This window comes from Pedobacter panaciterrae (assembly GCF_013204795.1).
Taxonomy (GTDB): domain Bacteria; phylum Bacteroidota; class Bacteroidia; order Sphingobacteriales; family Sphingobacteriaceae; genus Pedobacter; species Pedobacter panaciterrae.
Genome location: NZ_JABMKW010000020.1, coordinates 402641 through 419792, shown reverse-complemented (window position 1 = coordinate 419792; position 17152 = coordinate 402641). Strand labels below are relative to the sequence as shown.

General features: G+C 36.9%; 13 protein-coding genes. 6 read left to right on the top strand and 7 right to left on the bottom strand.

The genetic code is table 11. The features are described from left to right. Window positions 1-83 precede the first annotated feature (83 nt). Complete coding sequence (locus tag HQN86_RS20620; protein WP_172662777.1) at window positions 84-1817, top strand: phospho-sugar mutase; 1734 nt, start codon at window positions 84-86, stop codon at window positions 1815-1817. Between the two features lie 11 nt (window positions 1818-1828). Here the strand turns inward: HQN86_RS20620 and HQN86_RS20615 are convergent, their stop codons facing one another. From HQN86_RS20615 to HQN86_RS20590, 6 genes are all read right to left on the bottom strand, one after another. After that, on the bottom strand, window positions 1829-2845 hold the full coding sequence (locus tag HQN86_RS20615; RefSeq protein ID WP_172662776.1) for a LacI family DNA-binding transcriptional regulator: 1017 nt from the start codon (window positions 2843-2845) through the stop codon (window positions 1829-1831). Continuing rightward, complete coding sequence (locus HQN86_RS20610; protein WP_172662775.1) at window positions 2842-4089, bottom strand: glutamate-5-semialdehyde dehydrogenase; 1248 nt, start codon at window positions 4087-4089, stop codon at window positions 2842-2844. Before HQN86_RS20610 ends, HQN86_RS20615 begins: the two co-directional genes overlap by 4 nt. Window positions 4090-4096: 7 nt before the next feature. Next, entirely contained in the window at window positions 4097-5131 is a 1035-nt protein-coding gene (gene proB, locus HQN86_RS20605) for a glutamate 5-kinase (protein ID WP_172662774.1), read from the bottom strand. Window positions 5132-5270: 139 nt separating this feature from the next. Then, on the bottom strand, window positions 5271-5681 hold the full coding sequence (locus HQN86_RS20600) for an OsmC family protein (protein WP_172662773.1): 411 nt from the start codon (window positions 5679-5681) through the stop codon (window positions 5271-5273). A 33-nt stretch (window positions 5682-5714) separates the two neighbouring features. Then, entirely contained in the window at window positions 5715-8144 is a 2430-nt protein-coding gene (locus tag HQN86_RS20595; RefSeq protein WP_172663885.1) for an AsmA family protein, read from the bottom strand. Window positions 8145-8451: 307 nt separating this feature from the next. Then, a complete protein-coding gene (locus tag HQN86_RS20590; RefSeq protein ID WP_172662772.1) occupies window positions 8452-9951 on the bottom strand; it encodes a malate:quinone oxidoreductase in 1500 nt (499 codons plus the stop codon). A 253-nt stretch (window positions 9952-10204) separates the two neighbouring features. Here HQN86_RS20590 and HQN86_RS20585 point away from each other — a divergent pair, with 253 nt between their 5' ends. The 4 genes from HQN86_RS20585 to HQN86_RS20570 all read left to right on the top strand — a co-directional run bounded on the left by HQN86_RS20585 (window position 10205) and on the right by HQN86_RS20570 (window position 13276). Beyond that, on the top strand, window positions 10205-11578 hold the full coding sequence (locus HQN86_RS20585) for an NAD-dependent succinate-semialdehyde dehydrogenase (RefSeq protein ID WP_172662771.1): 1374 nt from the start codon (window positions 10205-10207) through the stop codon (window positions 11576-11578). Between the two features lie 97 nt (window positions 11579-11675). Beyond that, the gene (locus HQN86_RS20580) at window positions 11676-12170 is read left to right on the top strand and encodes an SRPBCC family protein (protein WP_172662770.1); all 495 of its coding nucleotides are present in this window, start codon (window positions 11676-11678) and stop codon (window positions 12168-12170) included. Window positions 12171-12264: 94 nt separating this feature from the next. Continuing rightward, window positions 12265-12762: a GNAT family N-acetyltransferase gene (locus HQN86_RS20575; protein WP_172662769.1), complete on the top strand. Its 498-nt coding sequence runs from the start codon at window positions 12265-12267 to the stop codon at window positions 12760-12762. A 31-nt stretch (window positions 12763-12793) separates the two neighbouring features. Beyond that, window positions 12794-13276, top strand: coding sequence for a MarR family winged helix-turn-helix transcriptional regulator (locus HQN86_RS20570; protein ID WP_172662768.1), 483 nt, complete (start codon window positions 12794-12796; stop codon window positions 13274-13276). Window positions 13277-13279: 3 nt separating this feature from the next. Here the strand turns inward: HQN86_RS20570 and lspA are convergent, their stop codons facing one another. Then, window positions 13280-13783, bottom strand: coding sequence for a signal peptidase II (gene lspA / locus HQN86_RS20565; protein ID WP_216854469.1), 504 nt, complete (start codon window positions 13781-13783; stop codon window positions 13280-13282). 186 nt (window positions 13784-13969) lie between these two features. Here lspA and HQN86_RS20560 point away from each other — a divergent pair, with 186 nt between their 5' ends. Then, on the top strand, window positions 13970-17110 hold the full coding sequence (locus HQN86_RS20560) for a glycoside hydrolase family 31 protein (RefSeq protein ID WP_216854468.1): 3141 nt from the start codon (window positions 13970-13972) through the stop codon (window positions 17108-17110). The last annotated feature ends 42 nt before the right edge of the window (window positions 17111-17152 follow it).

Below are 17152 nucleotides of genomic sequence, written 5' to 3'. Positions count from 1 at the left end.
ATAAGAATTGGGCTTTTCTAATGAAACTTCACAATTACATTACTGTTTTTCATTAAGATATCTTAAAAAACACATCATAAACTATGCAATTAGAAGCAGCTACATTAAATACCATAAACGAATGGCTTAATGGTAATTACGACGAAAAAACTAAGCAAGAAATACAGCAATTGCTAGATAAAGAAGCCTTTACTGAGCTTACAGATTCTTTCTATAGAAGTCTGGAATTTGGTACCGGAGGTTTACGTGGGATAATGGGTGCAGGATCTAACAGGATCAACAAGTATACAATTGGGACTGCTACACAGGGTTTATGTAACTATCTCCTTAAAAAATATCCGGGCGAAAAAGTTAAAGTTGCCGTAGCGCATGATAGCCGCAACAACTCTGACTATTTTGCAAAGATTACGGCTGATGTGTTTTCTGCAAACGGCATACACGTTTATTTTTTTAAAGCACTAAGACCCACCCCGGAATTGTCTTTTGCGATCCGTGAATTAGGCTGTCGCAGCGGTGTGATGCTTACTGCCTCACATAATCCGAAAGAATATAACGGTTATAAGGCATATGGTGCAGATGGTGGACAATTTACCGCTCCAGATGATACACTTGTTATGGATGAGGTAGCTGCTATTAAAAGTATTGATGAGGTTAAATTCGACCGTATCGATAACAATATTGAATTGATTGGAGAGGAAATTGATAAACTTTATCTGGATAAAATTACGGAACTGTCAGTGTCTCCAGAGGCCATTGCCCGTCAAAAAGACCTTAAAATTGTATATTCCCCTATCCATGGAACCGGAATTACATTGGTTCCTAAGGCCCTTGAGCAGTTTGGTTTTACCAATTTAACCTTGGTTGAAGAACAAAGTACCCCTGATGGTAATTTTCCAACTGTAGTATATCCAAACCCTGAAGAAAAAGAAGCACTTACACTTGCTTTGAAAAAAGCTCAGGAAATAGATGCGGATCTTGTTCTGGCCACAGACCCGGATGCCGATAGAGTTGGTATTGCTGTTAAAAATAATGATGGTGAATTTGTACTCCTAAACGGAAACCAGACGGGTAGTTTGCTAATTAATTACCTGTTAAGTGCATGGGAAGAAAAAGGTAAGCTTACAGGAGATCAGTATATTGTTAAAACAATAGTAACATCTAATCTAATTGAAACAATAGCTAAGGCTAAAAATGTTACTTATTACAATACCTTAACAGGCTTTAAATGGATTGGCCATTTAATGACAAGCCTTGAAGGTAAGAAAACATTTATAGGTGGTGGTGAAGAGAGCTATGGTTACCTTATTGGAGAGCTTGTTAGAGATAAGGATGCTGTTGTATCTTGTGCTTTTATTGCAGAAATGACCGCTTTTTACAAAGATAAAGGAAGCAGTTTATATAACGCTATGCTTGATATGTATGTAGAATATGGTCTGTATAAAGAAGAATTGGTATCTATAACCAAAAAAGGAAAAACTGGCGCTGAGGAAATCAAAGCGATGATGGAGAAATTCAGAAACAACCCTCCTGTTACATTAGGTGGTTCTAAAGTTGCAACTTTAAAGGATTACGAATTGGGTATAGAAACTGATTTAATTGCAAATGAAAAGAAAGATCTGGGATTCCCTAAATCTGATGTTCTTCAGTTCATAACCGAAGATGGAAGCATTATCTCTGCCAGGCCATCAGGAACAGAGCCTAAAATTAAATTCTATTGCAGTGTAAATGCACCACTTAAGGATAAAGCTGGCTTTAAAGCTGCTGATGCTGAACTTAGTGCGAAAGTAAAGGCTATTATGAGCGATTTAGAGGTTTAATCACCTCTAAATCACCTTTTTATAAACTTAGGCTGCAGAATTATTTTGCTTGCCTCTTTCTTTATCAAAGTATTACTGGCCGAAGCAAGCTCATTTAAAAGTACATCGATGATCTTCTCGGCCATTTCTTCTATAGGCTGATCTACAACACTAATTGGAGGTGTATGTAATTTAAATACATCATGATCATCGTAAGCCACAATACTGAAATCATCATTGATTTCTTTCTTTATCAGTTTTAAAACCAACAGACCTTTAATTGCAAGGTAGTTAGTTGAAAATAAGACAGCATCAATCTCTGGATTCTTCTCAAACAAGAGCATTAACTGTGCTGTTGTATTGTCGTCAGGGCTATCAAAAGGAATTTCAGTATAAATATCTTTATTAAACTGGATGCCACGGTCTTGAAGTGCCTTTTCGTAACCCAGAAAACGGTTATTGATCTGGTCTACATGCAAATCCACAGTTACAAAAGCAATGTTCTTTTTACCGCTATCTATAAGGTGTTTTGTAGCGATGTAAGTACCATTAAAATTGTCTACTACAACATAATTAACTTCCATATCCGGAAGATTCCTATCAAATATAACTACTGGAATACGTTCCGTCAGCAATTGTTTAATTTCACTTTCAAGGCCAGGTACAGGAGCAATAATATAGGCATCCACTTGTCTTGCCTTAAACATCTCTATAAGTTCCTTGGCCTTAACGGGATCATTCTCAGTACTTGAGTAACTGATTTTGTAACCTTTTTTATATGCCTTATCTTCTATCTTTCGGGCAATGCTGGCAAAGAATGGGTTAGATATATCTTCTACTATCAGTCCAATAGTTTGCGTATTTCCTGTTCGTAAGCTCCTGGCTACTTGATTGGGTTTAAAGTCAAATTCTTTAATAATTGTATTAACCTTTTCAATAACAGCTTTGCTAATACGCATTTGCTCAGCTTTGCCGTTTAAAATAAAGGATACAGTTGTAATAGATACATTGGCCTTGCTGGCAATGTCTTTTATTGATGCTGGTTTCATCTTACTTGTCCCTCACCTTTAACAATCCATTTTTCTGTAACTAGTTTTTCAAGGGCAAAAGGCCCTCTGGCATGCAATTTCTGAGTAGATATGCCAATTTCCGCTCCTAAGCCAAAAACCTGTCCATCAGTAAATCTTGTTGAAGCATTTAAGTATACCACAGCCGCATCAACCTGGTTTAGAAACAATTCAGTTTTAACAGGGTTTTGCGTAATAATTGCCTCAGAATGTTTTGAAGAGAACTTTGCAATATGATCAAGTGCTTCATCGATACTATTTACAATTTTCACAGAACACTTGAAATCAAGGAACTCTCTTCCAAAATCTTCGGGTTCAGCTTTATTAATTAAAGGATAATTCTGATCTTTTAAAATCCTATAAGAGTCTTCATCGGCAAATATCTCAACATTATATCCAGCCAGCATTGGTGCAAGCTTTTCCAGAAAAGTTTGTGCAATTGCCTTATCTACCAAAACAGTGTCTAATGCATTACAAACGGAGGGCCTTGAAACCTTGGCATTTACCACTATTTTAGCAGCATCATCAAGTTTAGCCGACTCTTCTACATAAGTATGGCAAACACCAGCACCAGTCTCTATTACCGGTACTAAAGCGTTTTTGCGAACGAATTCAATCAACTGATTGGAGCCTCTAGGGATAATTACATCTATATATTTTTCTGCAGTTAAAATATCTAAAATATACTTTCTTTCAGCAGGAAGTTGTTGTACAATATTTATATCAAGGTTATTTTCAGCAAGGACCTTCTGAATCAATGAAACTACAAACAAATTAGTATGATAAGCATCCTGCCCCCCTCTAAGTAAACAAACATTTCCTGATCTAATGCATAAAGCGGCTACATCAAGTGTAACATTTGGTCTTGATTCATAAATTACGCCAACCACACCAAGAGGAACCGTTCTTTTTTGAATAAAAAGTCCGTTATCGATTGTCTTTTCAGAAAGGATCTTGTTGGTTGGATCTTCCAGGTTTGAAACATCAACCAGGCTTTTGCTAAGCTCAATAATTCGTTCAGCATTTAAAAGAAGACGATCCTTCTTGGGGTCAGTGTCAGACATCTTCTCCAGATCCTTTAAATTCTCAGCAATGATATCTTCTTTTCTCTCAGAAATAATTTGTGCAATTCGGGTGATTATGCTTTGCTTATCCTTATCACTGAGTGTTGATATGGATTTTTTGGCATTCTGTGCACTGATTAACTGGTCTTCTATCGATTCCATTATCATATTATAATATTACAATATCACTGGCATTGGCTATCTCCAGGTTATGTTGTTTAGCATTTTTACTAATCGTGTTCGATGATACTTTAGCCTGTGCTACGGCTACAATATTTTTCTGCTCGTCAATAATTTCAAATATTTCGCCATTAGCGAAATCTACTTCAATAGATTTTACACCAACAGCAAGCAAGCTTTTTCTTTTTTTAATTGCTTCACTGGCACCAGCATCAACCATGAGTCGACCAGTTACCAGGCTACCACTTGCAAGCCACTTATTTCTTGCAGATATTGAGCAGTTTTTGGGTGTGCAGATAGTGCCTGACTCTCCTTTTGCTGCTTTTAGTATTCCGTCTGGTGTTCTAACGCCAAAAATAACGACCTTGATTCCCATTGTAGAAGCAAGGTTTGCGAAGGTTAGTTTAGAAATCATACCACCCAACCCTACCTCAGATGTATTTTTGTTAGCTAAAGAGAATACATCGTTATTTATGGATTCAATTGTGTCAATTACGTTTCCATCTTTATCCAGTACACCCGGAACTGATGTACCTAAAAGGATAAGAGAGGCACCAAAACCAACACCTAATAAAGTAGCAAGTTCGTCATTATCTGAGAACTTTAGCTCTAAATTACTAACTACATCATTTTCATTGGCAATTGGAATTACACCATTTTTCCATAATTCCTCGTAAGTTTCTTTTAGCTGAAGGAATTGAGTTCTATGAGAAAAATGCTGTCTCTCGCATAAACTTTGTGCAATAGAAATATTATAGGGTTTAAAATGTTTTGAATAAGTGCTTAACAATAGCGGATTACCAATTGAAGCAGCAGCTTTTCGCTCACTAATTTTACCTTTATAATTTTTTATGTATTTTTTTCCAGCTGCAACTGCACCTGAAGATACCAGTATTAAGTGGTGATTAAGAGCAAGTTCTGCTACTTGCCGGGTTATATCTGCAATTATTGCTTCATCAATTTCTCCTTTAGAGGTAGTGATGGAAGCGGAACCTAATTTCAATACAAGTATAGACTTGGTCATTGTGGCTGTTATAGTTTATTTGGCGCGAAAATTCGAAAATAGATAAATTACTGCGTATCTCGTAACTATAAAATAAAAAAATCCTCCTTTTTATTAACTAAAGAGGAGGATTTAGGGAATAAGTTTATCTAAAAGTTCATTAAACCAATGAAGCTTCTAAGCTAATCTCTACGTTATAAGCCTTACTTACAGGGCATGTGGCCTTGGAACCAGCCGCAATCTCCTGGAACTTGGCATCATCAATTCCGGGTATGTCAGCTTTTAGGACAAGATGTGAAGTAGTAATCACTCCATTATCCAAAGTGACAGTTGCTTTGGTTTCTAATGAAGTTGGATTAAATCCAGCTTCCGTTAAGTCTAAGCTTAGTTTCATGGTGAAACAGCCAGCATGAGCTGCAGCCATCAATTCTTCAGGATTGGTTCCAATTCCATCAGCAAAGCGACTATTAAATGAATATTGTGTTTTATCAAGTACTTTGCTATCGGTTGTAAGGTTTCCTGAACCTTCTTTAATAGTGCCATTCCAAACGGCTGTTGCATTACGTTTCATTTCAATAAATTAAGGTGATTATTAAAAGGTTGTTTATTTTGTTTTATCGCGATTTCTATTCAATTTGATTTTGATCTTCCCGTCTTCGCCATCAGTTGCTAGTAAATGTAATACAATTCCTTTCATCCTTCTTGCTCTTTTTTCATTTTTATCTGTAATCTCAGCATCCTTTTTAGGATTTCTTAAGGGTACATCCAAAGTAATGTTAGTCCCGGTTGACATTGAGTATACGCCGGCAATATCCATATTCAGCAAGCTCGAATTAATTTGCATAGGGTTGATGGTAATTTTTTGACCACGTACATCAAACTTTCCATTCAAGTTCGTAAATGAAATGTTGTCCAAATCCCTAAGTGGGAAAGCAAATTTCCCTACATTTTTAACCGGATCGAAGCTTATCAGCGCCCCTTTTTTTAAATCAAATACGATGCTGCCATATAATGAATTGGGAAGGAGATTTCCTTTATCGCTTATAACCCCCGATATATTAGTCTTAGAAAACAGATAGCCTCTTAAGTTTTTTGACGTCAGTGTTTTCATGCCGAAGTTATCAAAGGAATAAAAGAAGTTTTTAATGTCCACATTAGTAATTGTAGCATTAAGTTTAAAATTATTGGTACTGCCCTTTTGAGCAATGCTACCATTTAAAGAAAGTGCACCACCAGCATGCTTTACATTAACATTTTTAATAGCTATACCATTTTCTGAGAGCAATAGATCTGCATTAGCATTAGTAGCAAGAAACTTATTGTAGTATATCTTATCTACTTTAACATTCATATTTACTTGACTCTTTTCAAAAAGTTCATTCAGGTTTTCTGAAAAATTAGATTTCTTACTTCTCTTTTTTGCTTTTGGTTTTCTGGTTCCAAGGAAGCCGATAAACTCCTCTAAATGAAGCTCTGGGCTCCTGATCTTCCAGTTGAGCAGTACTTTCTCCGGATTAGTATAATAAAGGTTTAAGAAATTACTTACAGAACCTTCCATAGATACAATGCTTTTACCGCTTTGTAAACGGATGTTCTTAATATAGAGGTCCTGATCAGTAAAATTGAGTGAAATGGCTGTGTTTTTGAAATTCACCTTGCGGGGAACATAACTTACATCTGCATTCTGAATATCCACCACGCCTTTAACAAAAGGTTTGGCCAGCATAAAATCTACAATATCTGCACGGTAAGCCAGTTTGACATTTGCTGTGCCGTTACCGAATTTGAGCATCTCCTCTCCGATGACGTTGTTAAGCTTTGCAATTTCAAACTGTGAAGTGAACAGCCCCGTGGCAATTGGTTTATTCAGGTTATTGATAAAGGCGGTGTCAATGGAAAATGGTATCTGCGCATAGCTTCCTTTAAAACTAAAGAGCTTAATGGCTGAGTTTTCATCATTTATTCCTTTGCCTTTAATATAGTTATTGGTAAAAAAACCGGTAAAATTACAATCTTCAACTACCCCACCCCGCGTGGTTAGCACATTATCCTTTATGAGTGCCTTAACATTGATAGCAGGGTCTCCACCAGGGCCCATATTGCCAGCCAGCGTGCAATAAACATGTATAGGTTGCTTAAGGTCAAACATGTTGAGCTTAGCAGTAATATTTGGAGCCAACAACGCGGAAGCATTGCGCCATAAAATATTTTTGGTTTCTATATTGATGGTAAAGTCTGTGTTTTCTTTAGAAGTATCAAACTTAGCCCCAATTATAAATGGATCTTTTCCAATATTTAATTTATTAGGAGCTACCAGCAAAATTCCGGAATCGTCGTTATAGGTAATTTTAAAAGGACCTTCTAAAAGTTTGTCTTTAATAAAGCTGCCTCTTCTGGTGTTAAATGCCAGGCTTTTGGCTAGTGCTTTAAGTTTAATGTCAGCCTCCCAACCGCCAAGTAAAAGATAATCCATATTGCCCTTTAAATCGTAAATGTCAAACTGAAAGAGTTTATGTCCTTTTTGATTGTCTACCACAAAACTGACATTGCTTAAAGTAAACTTTCCCAGTTCCGGGCTTGAGCTGTTATCATCTTTTGGCTTTTTTGATTTGTCTTTTTTGGGGAAAATAGCGGTATTGCTATATCCATTACTGTCGGTAAACAGATAGATTGCTGCATCATTAATTCCTATTTTTTTTATTTCAATAGTTCCCTTAAGTAAGGCTAAGGTATTTACAGATACTTCCAATTCTTTAGCATCTAAAAGCGTATGCTGATGGTTTTTCCAAAGGCTATCTTTCATCACTACATTGTTTAGTTTAATAGAGACGCCAGGAAATCCGCGTAAAAAGGTGGGTTCCATGCTTGCTATGGTAAGCGTGCCATGGAGGTTTTTATTTAGCTTTTGCGTTATGGTTTCCAGTAAACTCTTTTTATTTGAGTTCACATATAAAGCAAGAGCTGAGAAAATTAGAAGTATCAACCCTATAAGGATACCCAGTACTTTGAGTGTTATTTTAGACCAGCTTGGCATTTTCTGTTTTATAGTCAAACGTTTACAATATAATAATTGTTTTCGAGATAATGATTCTGGCTTTTTATTAACTACAGCCTATTCCATTTGGGCTGCCAGACTTAAACATTCAGAAAAAGATTAGCACTTGAAAAAATCTATAGGAAAGGCTTAAGAAACCCTTAAGTCTTTCTTATGGATTATTCAAGTTTTTTTTGTTCGAGATTAGAGCATACGCTCCTTCAGTCGAGATGACGGAGAAAGGTAACTTTGAACGAGGAAGGGTGACTATGAATATAATGTATGATTACTAGAACCCTAGTTTTGCTTATGCCGTTTTTAGATTAAGTGCATGTGTGGTTTGAATCCTGATCTCTTCAGTTAACTGAGCATTTCCGTTCAGCGCCTCACCATAAGAAGGAATCATACTTTTTAGTTTTTTCTGCCATTCTTCAGATTTAATCTGATCAGCAAAACAACGCTCCATTAAGGTAATCATGATGGAAACAGCAGTAGATGCCCCCGGAGATGCACCAAGTAGTGCTGCAATTGATCCATCGGCAGCAGTAACAACTTCAGTACCAAACTCAAGTACACCACCATGTTTTTCATCCTTCTTAATTACCTGAACACGCTGACCAGCAGTTTCGAGCTCCCAATCCTCCATTTTTGCGGTTGGCAGATATTCTCTAAGCGCAGCCATACGATCTTCTGGTGACTGACGTACCTGATCAATCAGGTATTTGGTAAGCTGCAGGTTATCTAAACCTGCCGATATCATCGGTCTGATGTTATTAATTTTTATTGAAAGAGGTAAATCAAGTAAAGAACCATGTTTCAAGAAACGCGTAGAGAAACCAGCATAAGGGCCAAATAACAAAGCTTTCTTACCATCAATCATTCTTGTGTCAAGATGTGGGACAGACATTGGTGGAGCACCAACAGACGCCTTTCCATATACTTTTGCATTATGACGTTCAATAACTTCCGGATTAACACATTTAAGCCATTGTCCACTTACAGGGAAACCGCCAAATCCATTTCCTTCTGGAATTCCCGCTTTTTCAAGAAGTGGCAAAGAACCACCGCCTGCGCCAATAAATACGAATTTTGCTTTTACAACTCTTTTTTTACCGGTTGTTTCATTTTTAACCTTTACTTCCCATAAACCATCTTTTTGCTTTAGTTTGCGAACTTCATGGTCAAAATGCATACTTACGCTTTCCTTCTTTTGAAGATAATTAAACATCATTCTGGTTAAGGCACCAAAGTTTACATCGGTACCAAGCTCCATTTTTGTTCCAGCAACTTTCTCTGCCGAATCCCTGTCGTTCATTACTAAAGGCATCCATTCAGCAAGTTCTTTCGGATCTTCAGAAAAGGTCATCCCTCTAAAAAGATCACTTTTCTGAAGGTTATTATACCTCTCGCGTAAAAATTCAACGTTCTCCTGCCCCCATACAAAACTGATATGTGGTATGCTTTTGATAAATGTTTCAGGAGAATCAACAATTTTATTCCTTACCAGGAAAGACCAAAACTGTTTGGATACTTCAAAAGATTCAGCAATTGAAACCGCTTTTTTAGTTTCTACTGTACCATCAGCTAGTTGTGGAGTGTAGTTTAATTCACAAAAAGCCGAGTGCCCGGTTCCCGCATTATTCCATGCATCAGAACTTTCTGCGGCGGCTACGTCTAATCGTTCAAAAATTTCAATACTAAGATCTGGCTGCAATTCCTTAAGTAATACACCCAAAGTTGCGCTCATAATACCAGCGCCAATTAATACAACATCAACAGTACTATCTGATTTAGTTTTACCAGTCATTTTTGAAATTTTTTGCAAAAATACGATTCTTAATCAAATTTTTCACCTAAACCTCACTCCTGATTTTAATTATATTGCGGTTAATTTACATAAACCCTATTTTCTTTAATAAAACAGCCTAAATCATAGGAAAATCGGTAGTATCTAAATTAAAAACAGCTTATTGAATGGCAAAATGATGTATTAATAAACGCAAACAACTTTTGCTTACATCTGTTAATCAATTAGCGAGCTAATAAATTAAATAGACAACATGACTATTCAATCAGTTAATCCGGTTACTGGAAAAGTAATCAAAAGCTATAAAGAACATTCCTGGGAACAAATCGACAAAAAAATAGCTACAACGCAGACTGCCTGGTTGAAATGGCAAAACTCAAGTTTTGCTGAAAGGGCCTCTTTGTTAAAGAAAACATCTGCACTGCTTACACAGCGTAAGGAAAAACTGGCAGCTTTAATGGCCATCGAAATGGGAAAACCGATTAAAGATGGTATAGCCGAAATTGAGAAATGTGCATCTGTTTGCGACTATTATGCAGATAATGGTGAAACTTTTTTGAAAGATGAACTAATTAAAACTGAGGCTGTTAAAAGTTATGTAAGTTTCAGGCCTTTGGGAATCGTATTGGCAATAATGCCATGGAACTTTCCGTATTGGCAATTATTCAGGTTCCTGGCTCCTGCCTTAATGGCTGGTAATTGTGGTGTGTTAAAACATGCATCTAATGTTAGTGGTTGTGCGTTAAGTATTGAACAGATAATTAAAGATGCCGGATTTCCCGCAAATGTTTTTCAGGTACTGCTAATTAATAGCAGGGTTGTTAAGCAAGTAATAGCCCATCGCCATATCAAGGCTGTTACTTTAACAGGAAGTACAGAAGCAGGTATGCAGGTAGCTCAACAGGCTGCACAGCAACTAAAGAAAAGCGTGCTGGAGCTTGGGGGAAGCGACCCGTACCTTATCCTAGCCGATGCAGATCTTGAACTGGCAGCAGATGTTTGTGCTCAAAGCAGACTCATAAATAATGGCCAAAGCTGTATTGCTGCAAAAAGATTTATTGTAGTAAAGAAAGTTGAAAAGGAATTTGTTAGGCTGTTTAAAAATAAAATGGCAGCCAGAATAACAGGGGATCCTTTTGATGCTGATACCAACCTAGGGCCAATGTCTAGATTAGATCTTAGAGATGATTTGCATGAGCGAGTGAAAGAAAACATAAAAGCAGGCGCTAAGTGTATTCTTGGAGGACAAATCCCTGATTTTAAAGGGCGACATGCTTATTACACTCCTACAATTTTAACAGGGATAAAAAAAGGTATGCCTGCTTATGAAGAAGAAATTTTTGGACCCGTGGCTTTAGTTATTTCGGCAAAAGACACTGATGATGCCGTAAAAATTGCAAATGACACACCTTTTGGCTTAGGTGCAGCAGTATTTACAAAAGATGGATCACTTGGAGAACAGGTAGCAAAGACTCATTTAAATGCCGGCTCTTGTTTTGTGAATTCATTAGTTAAATCTGATCCACGATTACCTTTTGGAGGGATTAACCAATCTGGTTATGGTCGTGAACTGGGGTTATTTGGCATTAGAGAGTTTGTAAATATTAAAACAGTTTACATTAAATAAGCTGCACTTTGTCCTAAATACCACCTGTTTTTGGCTTTTATGGCAAGCCATATTTGATGTTACTAAGGTTAAATTTGAATTACCTTAAGCAATTACTATGAAAAACTTTGATTGGACCTCATTTACAATAAGAATTTTAGTGAGAGCAAGTCTAAGCGATATTTACAACGCCTGGACTAGAAGCTCTGAAATAGAAAAATGGTTTTTGAAAGAAGCCATCTTTACGAACACAGACGGGACTAAGATAGGTAAAGAGGAATCTATTCGGGAAGGTTATAACTACGAATGGCTCTGGTATCTATATGATGATAGGGCAACAGGTAAGATAACAGAAGCAAATGGTTCAGATTTTATCCAGTTTACTTTTGAAGGAGAATGTCTTGTTGATGTGAAGCTATCTGTTCAAAAAAACTATGTTTTAGTAGAGCTTACTCAAAAGAACATACCCACTGACGAAAATAGCATGCGGAATATTAGATTGGGATGCCATAATGGATGGTCATTTTACCTTGTTAATTTAAAATCCATTTATGAAGGAGGTATTGACCTGAGAGGTAAAGACCCGGACTTTAAGCCAATGCTGAATACCTAATCTTAACTCAAATTATCATGAAAATCTCACATTACAGATTTTCAAATTAATATATGTAGTTAACTACGTACTTTTGAACATAAATTTAAAATGTATGAGTAACTCGATATTAATAGAACCCATTTACAACAACTACTGTGCACGAATAATTGATATTATTCTCCCAATCCAACAGATCGAATTTGGAGTGTCAATTACACTGGAAGGTCAACCAGATCTTTTAGATATAGAAACAAATTATCATAAAGATGGCGGCGGATTCTGGGGTGCTTTAAATAACGAAGAACTGGTAGGTACCATAGCTTTAATGAATGTTGGCCATAATACCGGTGTTATCAGAAAAATGTTTGTGAAAAAAGATTATAGGGGTAAGGAATTGAGCATTGCTCAGCACTTGCTTGAATCACTTATTGATTATTGCAGGCAGCACAACATTGCGGATATATATCTTGGAACAGTAGACATTCTTAAGGCTGCATGCAGGTTTTATGAACGAAATGGTTTTGTAAGGATAAAAATGGAGGAGCTTCCATCCTATTTCCCAAGAATGAAGGCCGACAATACGTTTTATCACTTAAATTTGAGAAATTAATGCTTTAATAAGCAATTTGAAATATCAGCACATGAATGTAATCAATGAATCAGGTATCCTGGCCATATCAACAAGACTGCAGCGCTTAAGTGAGCAGTTTCGTAAGGATGGGTTTCTTCTTTATAAAGCGCACCATATAGATTTTGAGCCCAAATGGTTTCCTGTTATTTATACACTGCATTTTAAGCCGGTGTTAAGTGTTGTTGAACTTGCAGCTGAAATTGGTTACACCCATCCCTCAACCATTAGCTTACTAAAAGAGTTGGAAAAAGAAAAGATCATACGATCCAAAAAAGATAAACAGGATGAACGGAAAAGACTCATTTTACTAACTGAAAAAGGTAAAAAGCTGCTTGAACAAATGCAGCCTGTATGGGATATAATGGTTTTAGCCTTAACTGATGTAACAAATACTACCAACAATATCATGAAAGCTATTGCTGAGGTTGAACAAAAACTAGAAGAGCAAAGCTTTTTGGAAAGGGCAAAAAAAATATCGCCACCTGTCAAATAGCTTTTAAGCTAATTCCGGCGTGGCTCTTTTAAAATACAAATGGGTTAGTATCATTAGCATACCTATCATGATAGAGACATCTGCAATATTAAACACACCTGTTTGAAAGATTCCAAAATCTATATGCAAAAAGTCAGTAACTGATCCGTATAATAGTCTATCGTATAAATTCCCAATACCACCGCCGATTACAAAGCTAACCCCAACAATTAATAATCTATCCAATTCGGTTTTGCTCAAAATATAATAGATGCCAAAACCCAATACAAACAATGGTAATAAAGAAAGCAGTACAAACTTAACAGGTACAGGTAGTGCCTCTCCTGAACTTAAAAAAGCACCTGAATTCTCAACCTTAGTTAAGGTAAAATTGTTACTAATGATCTTTATGCTCTCATTATAATCTACATGCTTTCGTACAATACTTTTAGTAACTTGATCGCAACCAATGTTAAACAATACAAGTGATAGAACTAACACCCTTCTAAGAATCTTTCCTGTTATCATTTTCATGTGTTAAATACCCGCTTAATATAGTTATATGTTGTGTATGATTAAAGGTAATTGATTTTTTTTACCAGAATGTTGACATATAAACTCCTTTAGTAACGTAAATATTTAGAACAAACGTTTGCGCAGGGATATAAAAATATTATTTAACAGATTAGCAAAACAAAATCACTTATTCTTTAAATGAGAAAGTTAATTCTATTTTCCATGATGGCTGTCTTTACCTCACAGTCATTTGCACAAAAAGCTGCACCAGATCCAAAAATATTTTGGTCAGAAAGTTTTAAAAGCGGCAAATTACCAGATGGCTGGTTAAATGTTGATAGCAGTAAAAAAGACCTGGCATGGCTAATTACCAATCAGCCATACCCTGGCTCCTATCAATATCAGCAGCAAGCACCTCCTATTGCTTCAAAAAGCCGTGGCTATCATTTACAGTTTCAGGCAGGCTATTTTGTTGATGAAGATCAACCATCATGGGTTAAAAAAAAACAGCATCCCGATACCTGGATGCAGACAGCAGCTATAAACTGCTCTGGCAAATCCTCAGTAATACTTCGTTTTCAGCATACCTTCAGGTATAATAGCGAATTTGCAGCAACTGGAGCTGGTCTTTATGTTGGTGTAAGTACTGATGGCGAGAAATGGACCGACTATGATGTAACTAATAATGTGCCTTCAGCAACGGATATGTTTACTCCTATTAATCAGGAGGTAAATATCACCAAGGTGGCTGCCAGGCAGCAAAAGGTATATCTCCGATTTTATTGGAAGGGTTATTATAGCTGGTATTGGATGGTGGATGATATTGAGTTAGCAGAAGCTTACAATAAAGACCTTGCTATAACGCGCTTAACCTCGCATAACGAGGAAGAAAATACCTTCACTAAAAACGATGTTTTAGCTGTTACAGTTAAAAATAGCGGTATCGAAAGCATTAGATCAAACTTTAAAGTTGTGGGCACTATTGACGGAAAAAAAGAAGTTTCTGCAGATGTTATAGCTAGTAAAAAGCCGATTTCAAGTGGTCAGGAGATCACTGTCAAATTTCCTGCTATTGATTTAACAGACAAAGCAACACACAATTTAAACTTTAGTTTAAAGTTTGACGCAGATGAGAAGCTTTCTAACAATACATTAAAAGCAAAGATAAATGCCAAAGAGACTAAAGTTGGAAACCTCACTGATTTTAAAGCCAATGGAAATGAGTTTAATGTTACGGCTGGGTTTTCGGCTTTTAAAGTAATATTCTATACTGATGATATTTTCAGAATCTGGATGGCTGCTGATGGAGAATTTACCAATCCTGCAGGTAATGATATTGTAGTTAGCTACGATGTTAAAAATCCTGCTGTTAATTCAACCGACAAGGGTAGTTATTACCAAATAAGAAGTAAAGATTGTGTTGTTCGTGTTTACAAACAGCCATTACGCTTTGCGATGTACGATGTAACGGATACTAAACCTATCTGGGAGGAATCTGAGTCAATGTCGTTTGGTGCAAGAACAAAACAAACGATGAAACGCCATAATGACGAATATTTTTATGGCGGAGGTATGCAAAACGGCTATTTTTCTCACAGAGATAAAGATATTCTGATTGAAAAAGGTGGAGGCTGGGATGATGGTGGAAGAGCTAATCCTGCCCCATTCTATATGTCTACCGCGGGTTATGGAGCGTTCAGAAATACATTTGATGCTGGTAAATACTCATTTAAGGAAACACTAAGCTTTACACATAATGAAAACCGTTTTGATTGTTTTTATTTCTTCGGCCCCTCATTAAAACAAATACTTAACGGTTATACGCAAATCACCGGACGCCCATTTTTAATGCCGCGTTGGGCTTTAAGCATGGGCGATGCAAACTGCTATAATCGTGGTGTTAAAGGTGACGACAGCAAAAACTACAAGGGAACAGGAACAACAGGCACCACACCTGATGTAATAAAATTGGTTGCCGATAAATATATAGAAAACAAAATGCCTCGCGGATGGATCTTGCCTAATGATGGTTACGGATGTGGTTATACCAAGCTGGATTCAACCATTGCAGAGTTAAAGAAAAGAGGCTTTTACACTGGACTTTGGACAGAAAACGGGATAGAAAAAATTGCGAAGGAGGTTGGAGAATACGGATCCAGATTAGCAAAATTAGATGTTGCGTGGGTTGGTCCGGGTTATAAATATGCATTAGACGGCTGTAAGGCTGCTTATGAAGGTATAGAGAACAATAGTAATGCCCGTGGCTTTATTTGGAGTGTAATGGGCTGGGCTGGTACACAGCGCTATTCAACAGTATGGTCCGGAGATCAAAGTGGTAACTGGGAGTATATCCGTTTTCACATTCCGACTATTATTGGTTCCGGATTGTCTGCTCAAAATGCGGCAACGGGCGATGTGGATGGTATTTTTGGAGGCAGTGATTCTACTTATGTAAGAGATTTACAATGGAAATGCTTCACTCCTGTTTTAATGGTTATGAGTGGTTGGGCCAAAAAGAACAAGCAGCCTTATCTGCAGGGGGAAGTTAATTCTGCTACCAATAGGAAATACCTTCAATTAAAGATGCGCATGACTCCGTATATGTACACGCTTTGTGAAGAGGCCTATGAAACCGGTATCCCGGCATCAAGAGCTATGGTTCTTGAGTTTCCCGAGGATGAGGTTACTAAAGGTAAACAAACTCAATATCAGTTCATGAACGGTGAATCACTATTAGTGGCACCAGTTTATAAAAGTGAGTCCAAAAGAGACAGTATTTATCTGCCCAAAGGGACATGGTATGACTATTGGGATGGTAAGGCTTACACCGGCAACACCTGGGTGAACAATTATTCCGCGCCTTTAGAAAAACTGCCGCTATTTGTTAAACAAGGCGGAATTATACCAATGTATCCTCAAATGGATTACGATGGAGAGAAAAAAACTGACAGCTTAACGTTAGACATTTATCCGTTCCAAAAATCTAAATTTGATATGTATGAGGATGACGGACTAACCAGAGATCATAGAAAAGGTGCATTCGCAAAAACATTGATTGAAGTTGATGCCACTACTGGTATACAAATTACAATAAATGCTGCCAAAGGAGATTTTGAAGGTAAGAACAAGCAAAGAGTTTATTTGCTTGATGTACATAATCCAAAAGCACCTAAGAAAGTTAGTGTTAATGGCAAAAAGTTAAAAGCTTACAATAATTTGCAACAATTTGAGAAGGCCAGTACGGGGTATTTTTTCAATGCTAATGACAGATCTGGTACTGTTCATATCAAAACAAATTACTTAAGTACATCTGCTAATCAAACGATTGCGTTGAATTAATAGATTGTAGAAGCACAAAAAAGAGGCAACCACGTCCTGGCT

Coding starts and splice junctions, on each gene's coding strand:
- HQN86_RS20610 (WP_172662775.1), bottom strand. CDS start 4,089: ATGGAATCGATAGAAGACCAGTTAATCAGTGCACAGAATGCCAAAAAA.
- HQN86_RS20600 (WP_172662773.1), bottom strand. CDS start 5,681: ATGAAACGTAATGCAACAGCCGTTTGGAATGGCACTATTAAAGAAGGT.
- HQN86_RS20560 (WP_216854468.1), top strand. CDS start 13,970: ATGAGAAAGTTAATTCTATTTTCCATGATGGCTGTCTTTACCTCACAG.
- lspA (WP_216854469.1), bottom strand. CDS start 13,783: ATGATAACAGGAAAGATTCTTAGAAGGGTGTTAGTTCTATCACTTGTA.
- proB (WP_172662774.1), bottom strand. CDS start 5,131: ATGACCAAGTCTATACTTGTATTGAAATTAGGTTCCGCTTCCATCACT.
- HQN86_RS20585 (WP_172662771.1), top strand. CDS start 10,205: ATGACTATTCAATCAGTTAATCCGGTTACTGGAAAAGTAATCAAAAGC.
- HQN86_RS20595 (WP_172663885.1), bottom strand. CDS start 8,144: ATGCCAAGCTGGTCTAAAATAACACTCAAAGTACTGGGTATCCTTATA.
- HQN86_RS20615 (WP_172662776.1), bottom strand. CDS start 2,845: ATGAAACCAGCATCAATAAAAGACATTGCCAGCAAGGCCAATGTATCT.
- HQN86_RS20580 (WP_172662770.1), top strand. CDS start 11,676: ATGAAAAACTTTGATTGGACCTCATTTACAATAAGAATTTTAGTGAGA.
- HQN86_RS20590 (WP_172662772.1), bottom strand. CDS start 9,951: ATGACTGGTAAAACTAAATCAGATAGTACTGTTGATGTTGTATTAATT.
- HQN86_RS20570 (WP_172662768.1), top strand. CDS start 12,794: ATGAATGTAATCAATGAATCAGGTATCCTGGCCATATCAACAAGACTG.
- HQN86_RS20575 (WP_172662769.1), top strand. CDS start 12,265: ATGAGTAACTCGATATTAATAGAACCCATTTACAACAACTACTGTGCA.
- HQN86_RS20620 (WP_172662777.1), top strand. CDS start 84: ATGCAATTAGAAGCAGCTACATTAAATACCATAAACGAATGGCTTAAT.